The 13,597-nt window shown below is 41.1% G+C and carries 13 protein-coding genes; all 13 read left to right on the forward strand.

What is annotated here, in order from left to right:
• Positions 1–9 precede the first annotated feature (9 nt).
• Complete coding sequence (locus tag CSV70_RS14930; protein WP_099628705.1) at positions 10–1,905, forward strand: penicillin-binding transpeptidase domain-containing protein; 1,896 nt, start codon at positions 10–12, stop codon at positions 1,903–1,905.
• Between the two features lie 46 nt (positions 1,906–1,951).
• Positions 1,952–2,923 (forward strand): phospho-N-acetylmuramoyl-pentapeptide-transferase, encoded by a 972-nt coding sequence (gene mraY, locus CSV70_RS14935; RefSeq protein WP_085133161.1) that lies wholly within the window; start codon positions 1,952–1,954, stop codon positions 2,921–2,923.
• Positions 2,924–4,273: a UDP-N-acetylmuramoyl-L-alanine--D-glutamate ligase gene (gene murD / locus CSV70_RS14940; RefSeq protein WP_099626330.1), complete on the forward strand. Its 1,350-nt coding sequence runs from the start codon at positions 2,924–2,926 to the stop codon at positions 4,271–4,273.
• Between the two features lie 57 nt (positions 4,274–4,330).
• Positions 4,331–5,419, forward strand: coding sequence for a putative lipid II flippase FtsW (gene ftsW / locus CSV70_RS14945; RefSeq protein WP_085133163.1), 1,089 nt, complete (start codon positions 4,331–4,333; stop codon positions 5,417–5,419).
• Between the two features lie 14 nt (positions 5,420–5,433).
• Positions 5,434–6,294, forward strand: a complete 861-nt coding sequence (locus CSV70_RS14950) for a cell division protein FtsQ/DivIB (RefSeq protein ID WP_158232257.1) — start codon at positions 5,434–5,436, stop codon at positions 6,292–6,294.
• Positions 6,269–6,994 (forward strand): DUF881 domain-containing protein, encoded by a 726-nt coding sequence (locus CSV70_RS14955; RefSeq protein WP_232319166.1) that lies wholly within the window; start codon positions 6,269–6,271, stop codon positions 6,992–6,994. Before CSV70_RS14950 ends, CSV70_RS14955 begins: the two co-directional genes overlap by 26 nt.
• Positions 6,995–7,013: 19 nt before the next feature.
• Positions 7,014–7,733, forward strand: coding sequence for a DUF881 domain-containing protein (locus CSV70_RS14960; RefSeq protein WP_099628681.1), 720 nt, complete (start codon positions 7,014–7,016; stop codon positions 7,731–7,733).
• A 4-nt stretch (positions 7,734–7,737) separates the two neighbouring features.
• Positions 7,738–8,103: a small basic family protein gene (locus tag CSV70_RS14965; protein WP_085133166.1), complete on the forward strand. Its 366-nt coding sequence runs from the start codon at positions 7,738–7,740 to the stop codon at positions 8,101–8,103.
• 100 nt (positions 8,104–8,203) lie between these two features.
• A complete protein-coding gene (ftsA, locus tag CSV70_RS14970) occupies positions 8,204–9,490 on the forward strand; it encodes a cell division protein FtsA (protein WP_085133167.1) in 1,287 nt (428 codons plus the stop codon).
• A gap of 49 nt (positions 9,491–9,539) precedes the next feature.
• Positions 9,540–10,715, forward strand: coding sequence for a cell division protein FtsZ (gene ftsZ / locus CSV70_RS14975; protein WP_099626332.1), 1,176 nt, complete (start codon positions 9,540–9,542; stop codon positions 10,713–10,715).
• 179 nt (positions 10,716–10,894) lie between these two features.
• Positions 10,895–11,743 carry a sigma-E processing peptidase SpoIIGA gene (locus CSV70_RS14980; protein WP_099628682.1) on the forward strand — a complete coding sequence of 283 codons (849 nt, stop codon included), beginning with the start codon at positions 10,895–10,897 and terminating at the stop codon, positions 11,741–11,743.
• On the forward strand, positions 11,737–12,447 hold the full coding sequence (gene sigE, locus CSV70_RS14985; RefSeq protein ID WP_085133170.1) for an RNA polymerase sporulation sigma factor SigE: 711 nt from the start codon (positions 11,737–11,739) through the stop codon (positions 12,445–12,447). Before CSV70_RS14980 ends, sigE begins: the two co-directional genes overlap by 7 nt.
• Before the next feature lie 104 nt (positions 12,448–12,551).
• The gene (sigG, locus tag CSV70_RS14990; protein ID WP_085133171.1) at positions 12,552–13,337 is read left to right on the forward strand and encodes an RNA polymerase sporulation sigma factor SigG; all 786 of its coding nucleotides are present in this window, start codon (positions 12,552–12,554) and stop codon (positions 13,335–13,337) included.
• Positions 13,338–13,597: the final 260 nt, after the last annotated feature.

Consider the following 13,597-nt stretch of genomic DNA (forward strand, 5'->3'; position numbering starts at 1 on the left):
TTTATTGATATGCAGTCCAAAAAACGTTTACGTGCAGCTTTCTTATGCTTTCTTATTTGCCTACTACTTGTTATAGGTAAACTATTTCATGTCCAAATCGTCAAGCATGAATGGCTTAAAGAAAAAGCAGAAGAAAATTGGGATATTGAAATTCCTTTTGGTGCCATGCGTGGAAATATTACCGACCGAAGTGGTAAGTTAATTGTTGGTAATAAACTAGCACCCACGTTGTATTTCATGCGAGCTCAAAATCCTGACATTTCCAGCGATATACCAGCAATTGCAAAAATCCTTAACATGCCGCCAGAAGCGTTGGAAGAAAAACTGAAGAAAAAAACATATATGGTGAAATTAGCTCCGGAAGGAAAAAACATCACGAAAGAGCAGGGCGATGAAATTACTAAACTACAAGTAGCGGGTTTGTATGTAGGTGTAGATTTCGTTCGCCATTATCCATATGATGATCTATTAGCACGTTTGATCGGTTTTACTGGCTATGATGGCAACGGCTTGGCGGGTATTGAGTATGCGTATGATGAAATTCTGAATGGAACAGGGGACAAAGTACGACTGTTCACGGATGCCAAAGGAATTGCATTGCCCCATGTAGAGGATAGTTTCGAACATGGAAAAGACGGTTCGACGTTGGAACTGACTATCGATTTGAAGATGCACCAAATTGTGGAACGCGAACTGATCCAAGCAATGGAGAAGTATGATGCAACACAGGCACTGGCAATCATAATGAATCCGAAAACAGGAGAATTATTGTCACTGGCATCCGTACCTGGTTTTGATCCACGGGAATACCAATCAGCGGATTCCACTATCTATAACCGGAATTTGCCTGTATGGATGACATACGAGCCTGGTTCCACATTCAAGATTCTTACATTGGCGGCAAGTTTGGAAGAAGACGTCATCGATTTGGAGAATGAAAATTTTTATGACCCTGGTTATAAAGTCGTTGCAAACGCCAGATTACGGTGTTGGAAACGGGAAGGGCATAAAGATCAAACATTTTTGGAAGTTGTAGAAAACTCATGTAACCCTGGTTTCATTACGATGGGTCAGCGACTCGGTAGCGAAAAATTAGATCGCTATATTCGTGAATTCGGCTTTGGTAGCTCGACAGAATCAGGCATTGCTGGAGAATCAAAAGGTATTTTGTTTTCTGAAGAAGCATTTGGACCAGTAGAACAGGCAACCACTTCGTTCGGGCAAGGAATCTCTGTTACACCAATCCAACAAGTGCAAGCAGTTGCCGCAGCTATTAATGGCGGTAAACTTTATAAGCCTTATATCGTCAAATCGATAAAGGACTCTGAAGGTAAGACGTTAAAAGAATTCGAACCTGAATTGAAAAGACAAGTAATCAGCGAAGAAACATCAGCCGAAGTACGGCACGCGCTTGAATCTGTGGTGGCAAATGGATCGGGGCGTAATGCATTTGCAGATGGACTTCGTATCGGTGGTAAAACAGGGACGGCACAGAAAGTGGAGAATGGTCGCTATAAAGATGGTGATTATATCGTCTCCTTCATCGGCTTCGCGCCTGCAGATGATCCAGAACTACTCGTATATCTAGCTATCGATAGTCCGAAGAACTCCATTCAATTCGGAGGAGTCATCGCTGCACCAATTGTCGGACGGATTATTGAAGAAATTGCCCCGATTGCTAACATTGAAAGAAGAAAAGAACAGTTGGAAAAAGAATACCGATGGGGAGACGCGATCACATTCCGTTCACCCGATTTACTTGGAATGAATGAAAAAGAATTACTGTCACAAAATTACACGTTCAAAGTTAAGTGGCATGGAAAAGGCAAGAAAGTCATTCGACAGTTGCCTGCTCCCCATACTTTGATGACCGTGGAAGACACGATTCATTTGTACACAGAATAAGCAGTGCTTCACTGACACGCAATTGATAGTAGAAGGAGAACTTACCATGACACTCGGCACCACAGTCACGATAATCGCTGTCGCATTTTTCGTATCAGCGATTATCGGGGTGATCATCATCCCATTACTTAGAAGGTTGAAATTTGGTCAAAGCATACGGGAAGAGGGCCCGCAAGCGCATTTGAAGAAAGCGGGAACGCCTACGATGGGCGGGCTCATCTTCCTTCTTTCCATATTAATTTCAACACTCACTTTATCTTACATAAACGACACATTAACTACTCATACGATTGTGCTATTAATCGTGCTGGTTGGTTTCGGAATCATCGGCTTCCTAGATGACTTTATTATCATCGTAGCGAAGCGCAACTTAGGGTTGACATCACTTCAGAAATTAATCGGGCAGATCATTATTGCAATTGTTGCCTTTTTCTTACTGAAACTCGGACCATTCGAAACGACCGTAATGATTCCTTTCACAGAAATGGGAATAGATCTAGGTGTATTTTATGTGGCATTTTTAGTCTTTTGGCTCGTTGGCTTTTCAAACGCAGTCAACTTAACGGATGGATTGGACGGACTAGTTGGCGGTACATCAACTATCGCATTCTCGGCATTTGGTGTATTTGCTTTAGCATATGAGCAAAACGATATCGCGTTATTCGCATTTGTAGTAGCAGGTGCAATGCTTGGTTTTTTACTATTCAATATCAAACCAGCAAAAGTATTTATGGGAGACACAGGTTCATTGGCATTAGGTGGCGCGCTAGCTATGATTTCAGTATTGATCAAGCAGGAATTATTGTTATTGATCATCGGAATTGTATTTGTAGTAGAAACCCTTTCTGTCATCATTCAAGTCATCAGTTTTAAAATGACTGGAAAACGTGTCTTCAAAATGAGCCCTATTCATCATCACTTTGAATTATCGGGCTGGTCTGAATGGAAAGTAGTGATTGTGTTCTGGGGTGTGGCATTGCTTGCCGCCCTCGTACCGGTCTTCTTGGAGGTCATGTAGATGAAGAATACTGAACAATTCATAGGTAAAAAAATACTCGTAGTCGGTCTTGCGAAGAGTGGAGTGGCAGCAGCAGGTTTGCTTCAGCGTCTGGGCGCTGAAGTTGTAGTCAATGATTCCAAACCGCTAGAAGGCAATGAAGAGGCAGTGGAACTTCAAACACAAGGAATCGAAGTCATTGGTGGGGGACACCCAAATGATTTGCTGGATCAAAATTTCGACTTCATCGTGAAAAATCCGGGGATTCCTTATAGCAATTCATTGATAGCTAGTGCTGTTGAGCAAAATATCCCAATTTGGACCGAAGTGGAATTAGCAGGTATTCTCAGTGAAGCACCGATTATTGCCATTACAGGTTCAAACGGTAAAACAACAACCACAACATTGCTTTATCACATGCTCAATATGGCCAATAAAAAACCGTTGATTGCCGGCAATATTGGAACGGTTTCTTGTACAGTGGCGGAAAAAGCTCATGCGAATGAAGTGATTGTGCTTGAGGCTTCTTCATTCCAATTGGCTGGAACAGAAAGTTTTGTCCCGCGAATTGCAATTTTTACGAATTTATACGAAGCGCATTTGGACTATCATGGATCGATGCAAGAGTATCTGGATGCAAAGTTGCAAGTGGCACGCAATCAAACTTCAGAAGAATACTTGATTTTTAATGCTGATCAAAAGTTAATTAATGAGGCAGTAGAATCATTTAAATCTCAAAAAGTTCCTTTCACAGCACTAGGAAAAGCCGATGAGGGTATCTCAGCAGATGAGGAATGGATTTATTGGTTAGGCGAACCTTTCATAGAAATTAAGCATATAAAATTACCGGGTCGCCATAATTTAGAGAATATCTTATCAGCGACAGCAGCAGCCATATTGTCAGGGTGTGAAAAAACAGCGATAGAAAATGTCTTAAGTTCTTTCACTGGTGTTCGTCACCGAATGCAATTTGTTCGCGAAGTAAAAAGTCGTACCATATACAATGATTCAAAAGCGACAAATACATTAGCGACAAAAAGTGCACTTTCCTCATTTAAGATGCCAATTATTTTGATTGCAGGTGGACTTGACAGAGGCCATTCATTTGAAGAATTACGCCCTTATATGAAAAATGTCCGTGCTGTCGTGACGATAGGGGAGACAGCAGAGCGTTTTGCAGAGTTTGCGAAGTCTTGTGGTGTAACAGAGACAATCCAAGCATCGACTATGCAGGAAGCCGTCCAGAAGGCATATGCGTGTAGCTGTGAAGACGATGTGATTTTATTGTCACCGAGCTGTGCAAGTTGGGATCAATACGAGAGCTTTGAAATTCGTGGAGATCAATTTATTGATGCAGTCATGAAGTTGTAAATTCGTTGTAATAGTTAGAGAGTAAAGTGAGGGAATGATCGATTAATTTGAGGAAGGATGCGAACGCTGGAAAGAACCTACCGAATAATCTTTTTGACAACCGCCCTATTATTGTCGCTGATTGGATTAGTATTTGTGCAATCGGCAGGATCTTATTGGGGAGAAGTACATTATCAAGATTCTTCTCCATTTATCGTCAAGCAAGGCATCTATATGATGATTTCCTTGGCTGTCGCTTATGTGCTGGTCAAAAGTCCGTTAACATCCCATCCTAAATTTTGGACCTATTGTTATATCGCTTCAATTTTAATGTTGGTAGCAGTATTGATACCGGGTATTGGAGCGGTGCGAAATGGTTCTCAAAGCTGGATCGCGTTTGGCCCCATTAGTTTGCAACCGGCGGAATTCGTTAAGGTGGCTTTGCTTGGAAAATTAGCAAGCGGTATGAAGAAACATAAAGAAAAGTCCTGGCAGTGGCAACACTTTGCATGGATTTTATTACCCGCAACTTTGATCATGTTGCAACCTGACCTCGGCTCTGCCGTCATCATGATAGTATCTGCTTTTGTCATTCTTTTCTTGGCAGGCTATCCATTGTCATTCTTTATCTTTCTTTTCGTCTCAGGACTCGGTGCTTTTATCGCACTCATTCTAGCTGCACCGTACCGTTTGGATCGAATTAAATCCTATATTGATCCGTGGAACGATCCTCTCGGTACGGGGTTCCAAAGTATTCAATCCTTATTCGCAATTGCCCCTGGCGGATTATTCGGTCATGGCTTTGGGAATAGTCGTCAAAAGTTTTTGTACTTGCCTGAACCTCAAAATGACTTTATCTTTTCGATTATAGCAGAAGAAATAGGCTTTATCGGTGCAGCGTCTATCGTATTGCTGTTTATCTTGTTATTCGCTTCTGCATTCGGCATAGCGATTCGGCTGAACAACTGGAATTCGTTTTTAATTGTCACCGGTATGGTGTCCATGATCACTTTCCAAACGTTTTTAAATATGGGAGTCGTATCAGGTTTGCTGCCTGTGACAGGGGTGACGTTGCCTTTCATAAGTTATGGAGGATCCTCGCTGTTGACCACTTGGCTTGCTGTTGGAACAATTTTACACTACTCTGCGAATAAAAGGGCAGGATGAAGGGAGAACAGGATGTGGAAAAAATAATAGATATTGAAGATCGGATTCCATCTATGCGTAAAAAACGCAGAAGAAAGGCCAATATGAGCTTTCTTCTACTCGTCGTGATATTCGTCCTTGTTCTTCTTGCCTTATTGTATTTCCAATCTTCATTAAGCGATGTATCGAATATATCCATTAATGAGACTGTTTTACACAAAAGTGAGGAGTATAAAGATCAGAGTGGATTGTATAAGGGGCAATCACTATGGGGTTTCCGTGCTAAAGATATAGAAAAAAATATCAAGAAAATTCCCGGCGTGAAAGATGCCACGGTGAGTCGTGATTTTTATAATGATGTTTCCATTCATGTTACAGAGTGGGAACCGGTTGCCTTTATAGAGAATCAAGGACAATATAATTTATTGTTGGAAAATGGTGATCGCCTAGAAACTACCGATCCTGATATCCTTTCTCATGCGCCTATCCTATCTGGTTTTACCGATCCTGAAGTGACGGAACGAATGATCGGTGAACTACAAATGATGGATAGTACAGTTTTTGAACTCCTGTCAGAGCTTCGTTATCAAGGAGAAGAAAAAATTGACGTATTTATGAGTGATGGATATGAGGTACATGCAGTGATTTTAGGTTTCGCTGATAAAATGTCCTACTATCCGGATATCATCGCTCAATTGCCAAAAGAAGAAAAAGGCGTGCTAGATATTGAAATTGGCGTGTATTTTAAAACATATACAGATTTCTACAAAGAACCAGTACCGATAGATGTGGAAATTCCACAGCCCACTGAAGAGTCAGCCACAACAAAGGGCAAGCCGGTCGAAGTAGAAATGAATAAGGAGGAAAAAAGTGAGCAAAACACTGAAGAAAACTAGAGAAAAACGCGGCAAGCAATTGGTGCTATCCATCGTATTTCTAGTCTTGGGCTTCATGCTTGCATTTTCCTACCGTACAATTGGCAGTAAGCAACAAGTGTTGGATTCACAGCAAACCAATTTATTTCAGCAAGAAGAACAGTATCGGGCCGATTTAATCGATCAGCAAGAGAGAAATAAGGAATTGACAAATGAATTATTGGAGAAACAGAAAAAAGTGCATTCGTTTGAGCAGGAGTTCTCCGATAAAGAAAAAAATCATGCGGTTCTTGTGGAAAAAGCTCGAGATTTAAGATTATTGCTTGGCGATATTCCGTCAAAAGGTGCAGGAGTAAAAGTAACACTGGAAGATGCAGCTTATGATCCTTCAATACAAAATCCGAATGATTATATCGTCCATGAAAGTCACGTTTTACGTGTAATTAATGAATTGAAAATCGCAGGTGCGCAAGGAATGACAATCAATGGGCAACGGATTAATTCGAATTCGTACATAAAATGTACAGGCCCTGTTATTATGGTTGATGGCAGAACGTTTCCAGCACCTTTTATTATAGAAGCAGTAGGAGATCCGAAAGTGCTAACTCCAGCGCTACATTTAAAAGGCAGTGTTATAGATGGTTTGTTGCGAGATAATATCGTCGTCACATTGGAAGAAATGAAGGAAGTTCAACTACCTGCGATTCGTGACGAAGTATGAGGGATTGTGGGGGGGTAGAGTGAAGCAAAAAATACACTGGAAGTTCACGTGGATTCTCGGTATAGTGGGATTTGTATTGGCTTTACAATACAACACAATGAATACTACATCTCCACGAGACACACGAGATTTATGGGCTATTCGTAAAGAATTATCGAGTGAAAGAAAAATCCACTCTGAACTTTTAGAAGAAATCAGGGGAATTGACCAGACGCTTGTTGCTTATAATGCATCACCCGAAGCCAATGCAGCAAGTGTGTTGCAAGACACGTTGGATAAACTGTATAAACAAGCGGGATTCATGCCGACCACTGGTCCAGGATTTGTAATAGAAGTCGCGCCATCCCCTGAAAGTATTGCGTTCGGTTATGAAATAGAGCCAGTATCGTCTGAACTGCTGGCTTGGTTTATTAATGTGGTGAATCAACAACAAGGTAATGAGTTGGAGATTGATGGCAAGCGTTTTACTACATTGAGTTGGATCCGGGATATCAATGGTAATCTGACCGTCAATGGGGAAGTGGTTTCCACACCACCGTTCAATATTAAAGTCGTTTCTCCTACGAAGGAAGAAAGTGAAAAGTTGTATAATCAATTATTGACAACTACCATACAAGATGAGTTTTATTTGGACGACTTAATACTGACAATTAGTGAACCAACGGATGACATTACGTTACAAGGCTGGACGGGCGGTTTTGAAAATCGGTTTTTAAAAGAACAAACAAAGGAGGAATGACAATATGTGGCTACCCTTACTTGGGCTCCTCCTTGGCGTTTCACTAGGTTTGCTCTCGGATATACAGATCCCGCAAGTATATAATAACTATTTAACTATTGCGATTCTCGCTGCATTTGATACACTATTTGGTGGAATCAGAGCCTATCTTCAGCAAGTGTATGACGACCGAATATTCGTCAGCGGATTTTTCTTCAATATACTATTAGCAGCAGCACTTGCTTTTATCGGTGTACACTTAGGTGTAGATTTATACTTGGCAGCAGTTTTCGCTTTTGGTGTACGATTATTCCAAAACATCGCGGTCATCAGAAGAATCTTGCTCGCAAAATGGACGGGTAGAAACAAAAATTCCGACACAAATGCGTAATATTACATGTTTTTAGAAGAGGGTGTTGAAAATATTTAGACAAAGCAGTCATAATACAATAGAATGGAAGTTACTAGTTACATTAAGGAGGTGTCAATAATTGAGTAAATCAAATCATTACGTATCACTTGATATAGGATCATCCACAATTAAAGTCTTAATTGGGGAGATGGATCAAAATGCCCTGCATGTAATCGGTGTAGGAAATGTACAATCTGCTGGAATTCGCAAAGGAACAATTATTGATATTGATGCCACTGTCCAGTCAATCCGTAAAGCGATTGAACAGGCTGAAAGAATGACAGGCTTGAAAATTGAAGAAGTAGTTCTTGGCATACCTGCAAATGGCGTTCAGTTCCAAAACGTCAAAGGTGTTGTGGCTGTGAACTCTGAAAATCGTGAAATCACAGATGATGACCTAGAAAGAGTTATGAAATCATCACAAGTAATGAATGTTCCACCGGAAAGAGAATTCGTCAATTTAGTGCCAAAGCAATTTATTGTCGATGATTATGATGAAATCACAGACCCCCGTGGTATGATGGGAGTAAGATTGGAAATGGACGCGACGTTAATTACGACGTCCAAAACTCAACTACATAACATTTTACGCTGTGTAGAAAAAGCTGGTTTACAAATACGCGAAATTTATTTGCAGCCATTGGCGGCAGGTACATTCGCATTATCTGAAGATGAAATGTATCATGGAACTGCCTTTATCGATATTGGTGGAGGATCAACTACGGTTTCGGTGTTCGCTGAAAATCGTTTGATTAGTACGTCTGTATTACCTGTTGGCGGAGATCATATTACAAAAGACTTATCAATCGTCTTAAAAACACCTACAGAACAAGCAAGAATGATTAAGCATCAGTATGGACACGCCTATTATGATGATGCTTCAGATGAAGAATTATTTGAAGTACCGGTAGTAGGGTCAGATGCAAAAGATCAATATAGCCAGCGTTATATCTCTGATGTTATCGGTTCACGTCTTGAAGAATTGTTCGAATTGATTCTCGAAGACTTATATGCAACAGGTATCCGTGACTTGCCTGGCGGTATCGTCATCACAGGCGGTACAGCTAAATTGGACGGGATTTTACAGTTGGCTCGTGATGTCTTTAAAACAAGAGCTAGATTATACACACCAGAATATATTGGTGTCCGTGAGCCAATGTATTCTACTGCGGTTGGCTTGATTCGCTATGCATATATGGAAGATGTGTTCTTTGGTTATGAAGAAGAGCCGGTTGGTTCACCTCAATCATCAGACTCCATTTATGAAGTTGCGGAACCTGTAGCTAGACCAGTTAAGCCGAAAAAAGAAAAAGGTCAAGGATTCATGAAACGCGCTAAAAAAGTATTCGACAATTTCTTTGAGTAAACCATTGTGTTGAACAGGGAATTACAGATAATTTAGAGGAGGAAAATCAATGCTTGAATTTGAGACGAATATAGATGCATTAGCGGTAATTAAAGTTATTGGAGTGGGCGGCGGCGGAAACAATGCGGTCAACCGTATGATTGAACATGGAGTGCAAGGTGTAGAATTTATCGCGGTAAATACGGATGCTCAAGCATTGAAATTATCATCGGCTGAAATCAAACTACAAATCGGTGAGAAGCTTACTAGAGGACTTGGCGCAGGCGCTAACCCTGAGGTAGGTAAAAAAGCTGCTGAAGAAAGTAAAGAGCAGATCGAAGAAGCTCTACGTGGAGCAGACATGGTCTTCGTTACAGCTGGTATGGGAGGCGGAACTGGTACGGGTGCAGCACCAGTTATCGCTCAAATCGCTAAAGATATTGGTGCATTGACAGTAGGTGTGGTTACACGTCCGTTCACTTTTGAAGGAAGAAAGAGATCTACTTCAGCAGCTGGCGGTATCGCAAGCATGAAAGAAGCAATCGATACGCTAATTGTTATTCCAAATGACAAGTTGCTGGAGATTGTGGATAAAAACACTCCAATGCTTGAAGCGTTCAGAGAAGCTGACAATGTATTGCGTCAAGGTGTTCAAGGTATCTCGGATTTGATCGCAGTACCTGGATTGATCAATCTCGACTTTGCTGACGTGAAAACGATCATGTACAACAAAGGATCTGCATTGATGGGGATCGGTATGTCTACTGGTGAAAATCGTGCAGCGGAAGCCGCGAAAAAAGCGATTTCTAGTCCGTTGCTTGAAACATCAATCGATGGAGCCAAAGGTGTCTTAATGAATATTACAGGTGGTTCGAACTTGAGCTTGTTTGAAGTGCAGGAAGCAGCTGATATTGTTGCCACTGCTTCAGACGAAAACGTTAACATGATCTTCGGTTCTGTTATCAACGACGACTTGAAAGATGAAATCATCGTCACAGTCATCGCGACAGGATTTAACGAAGAACAATTAGCTCCATCAAGACAACGTGGTGCTGGGGTAACGGGTGGCGTTCGCCCACAAAGAGCTGTACAACAGCAACCGCCAGCACAACAGAGCAGATATGAAGAGCAACCACGTTACGAACAACAAGCTGAGCCGAGACAGCCACAGGTTAATCAGCAGCATCAGCACGAAGAACAATTGGATATCCCAACGTTCTTACGTAATCGTACGCGTCGTAAATAATAAATAGAACTAGCTTCCCGCAAGAGATGAAATTCTCATGCGGGAAGCTTTTTTGATTTCGTCATAGCGCGATGACTATACGCACTTAAAAATATGTCGAAGTTTTTATAGGAAACCATCCAAAGCCCGACAGGTTTTTCATTAAAGCCATGATAATCTGTTTGTAAGGAGGCCGGCATATGTATGGAGAACTGATGATAGGGATCAACATGCTCTTTAACTACGCCATCCTATCATTCACTAATAAAGTTGGAAATCATCAAACGAGCAAAAGGAGGTTATGGAGCGCAGCATTTCTCGGTGCCTTCTTTATTACGTTGTTCCCGTATTCTTTGCCAGCGATGATCTTCACTTTTTTAGGAATGACGTATATCGCATTTGGACAAACGTTTAGGAGTTGGAAAAGTTCGATTCTCGCTGTACTGATTGCGGCTTTCTTCGCAGGTGGAATGTTGACCTTGATCTATGCACAGATTAGTATCAGCGTAAATCAACGCTTTTTATTCGTAGCGATTGGTCTAACCTATCTGTCGTTATACATCGTGAAGCATAAATGGATTGACACACGCATGATGAATAAGTTAATGAGTTTCACGCTGGACTCAGAATTGAATTTATGGGGACATTCCATTCCACTTAAGGTATTCATCGATACGGGTAATCATTGCGTAGAACCATTATCAGGAGATCCTGTGCATTTTATTGGCTATCAGGCAATCAAAGATCAGCTGCCAGACGACTTCGCTTCAGCACTAGTGTCCTGGAATCCTGAAAAATCTCCAGACTTGGCGAGTTTCCCTGCTACTTATCAAAAGAATCTTCGTTTAATACGATTGCAGACTGTTCAAGGTGCTTCGTGGGCTGTTGGAATCAAGTATGATAGCTGGTTGCTCGAAGGAGAGTTATTGCCTGTAGGATACATCGTCTTGACGAAAGAACAGCATCAATATCCTCAAGGTGCAGTGGCTATTTTGCAAATGAGTGCGATGGATGTACTAAAAGAAGAAGGGAGAACGGCTATATGTTGATAGAAGTAAAAAAATGGGTTTCTTATATTGTGGGATTCTTTAGACAAAAAAGCGGCATATTTTATATTGGTGGACATGAGTCTCTTCCTAAGCCACTCGATAAGGAGCAGGAAGCAAAAATGATTGCGGCATTAATGAATGGCGATGCTGCTGCGCGTGATACATTAATTGAAAAAAATTTACGTCTCGTTGTCTATATCGCAAGGCGCTTCGATAATACGAACACGAATATTGAAGATCTCATTAGTATAGGAACTATCGGCTTGATCAAAGCAATAGAAACTTTTAAAGCAGATAAAAATATTAAGCTGGCGACATATGCTTCTCGTTGTATTGAAAATGAAATTTTAATGCATTTGCGTAAAACGAATCGAATTCGTTCGGAGATCTCATTTGATGAACCGTTAAATTCGGATGCCGATGGTAATGAGTTACTTCTATCGGATATCCTAGGGACAGATGAAGACATTATTATAGACGATGTCGAGAAAAAGCTAGAGCGTCAATATATGATCGATGCCATTTCAGTTTTAGATGAAAGAGAACGTTATATTATGGAACAACGATTCGGACTAATGGGCACGAATGAAATGACACAAAAAGAAGTAGCGGATCTTCTCGGTATTTCACAATCGTATATATCTAGATTGGAAAAGAAAATAATTTCTGAGTTACGAGATCGACTAAATCAACCAATTTCATAACTGGGCTTATCGGCAGAAATTGGCGATTCGTGAATTCGCATATTCTAAAGAGTTGAGGACACACTACTCTGTACACTCACCTATAGAATGCGGAGGAAGAGCCAATGGTACGTACAAGAGTAGAAATTTGTGGGATCAATACGTCCGAGCTGCCTTTATTAACTGCCGATGTGATGAAAGAGACATTCATCCGTTTGCAAAGCGGTGACGAATTTGCTAGAGATGAATTGGTATTTGCGAATTTACGTCTCGTACTTAGCCTTGTTCAACGCTTTAACTATCGTGGAGAGCAGGCTGATGATTTATTCCAGGTTGGTTGTATTGGGTTGTTGAAAGCCATAGACAATTTTGACTTAAAACATAATGTCCGGTTTTCCACCTACGCTGTGCCGATGATTATTGGAGAAATAAAACGACATCTTCGTGATCATCATGCTGTTCGTGTATCCAGATCGTTACGTGATATCGCTTATAAAGCCATCAGGGCAAAAGAACAATATGTCAACGAACATCAACACGAACCAAGAATTTCAGATCTCGAGAAGATTACCGGCATACCGGAAGAAGATATACTCTTCGCCTTAGATGCCATACAGGACCCTATGTCGTTGCATGAGCCAATGAACAGCGATGGCGGCGATCCGATTTATATGATGGATCAGCTACATGACCAGAGAGTATCAGAGGATCGTTGGATGAACTATGTGTCCATTAAAGATAAAATGAGCGAGCTGGACGAACGTCAACAACTTATCGTTTCCAAACGATTTTACCTCGGTCAGACGCAAACCGAAATTGCTAAGGAGCTCGGAATCTCACAGGCTCAAATCTCAAGAATTGAAAAGCATGCGATGGAGCAGATTCGGCTTGGAATTGAGCAGAAGAAATAATGATAGCGATTGATATACAAAGACTGTCCTTTCCACATAAACGTGGGGGGACAGTTTTTGTTTTTGTTGGCGAAGTGAGTGGGTGAGGGGAAGGCAACATTACTCTGCGTTCCAGGCGGACGCGTTTGAACTGCACCCCAAAACTTGGACACATTCAAAGAAAAAGGATGTGGTTCAAGTGAGAAAAATTCATGTAGAAGATAAGATTCAAGCGGTTAAACGATACATTGAAGGTAATGAAAGTCTTCGTGAAATCGCTC

The organism is Sporosarcina sp. P25, assembly GCF_002743235.1.
GTDB lineage: Bacteria > Bacillota > Bacilli > Bacillales_A > Planococcaceae > Sporosarcina > Sporosarcina ureae_B.

Coding starts and splice junctions, on each gene's coding strand:
- murD (WP_099626330.1), top strand. CDS start 2,924: ATGAAGAATACTGAACAATTCATAGGTAAAAAAATACTCGTAGTCGGT.
- CSV70_RS14965 (WP_085133166.1), top strand. CDS start 7,738: ATGTGGCTACCCTTACTTGGGCTCCTCCTTGGCGTTTCACTAGGTTTG.
- sigE (WP_085133170.1), top strand. CDS start 11,737: ATGTTGATAGAAGTAAAAAAATGGGTTTCTTATATTGTGGGATTCTTT.
- ftsZ (WP_099626332.1), top strand. CDS start 9,540: ATGCTTGAATTTGAGACGAATATAGATGCATTAGCGGTAATTAAAGTT.
- sigG (WP_085133171.1), top strand. CDS start 12,552: ATGGTACGTACAAGAGTAGAAATTTGTGGGATCAATACGTCCGAGCTG.
- CSV70_RS14980 (WP_099628682.1), top strand. CDS start 10,895: ATGTATGGAGAACTGATGATAGGGATCAACATGCTCTTTAACTACGCC.
- CSV70_RS14930 (WP_099628705.1), top strand. CDS start 10: ATGCAGTCCAAAAAACGTTTACGTGCAGCTTTCTTATGCTTTCTTATT.
- mraY (WP_085133161.1), top strand. CDS start 1,952: ATGACACTCGGCACCACAGTCACGATAATCGCTGTCGCATTTTTCGTA.
- ftsW (WP_085133163.1), top strand. CDS start 4,331: ATGCGAACGCTGGAAAGAACCTACCGAATAATCTTTTTGACAACCGCC.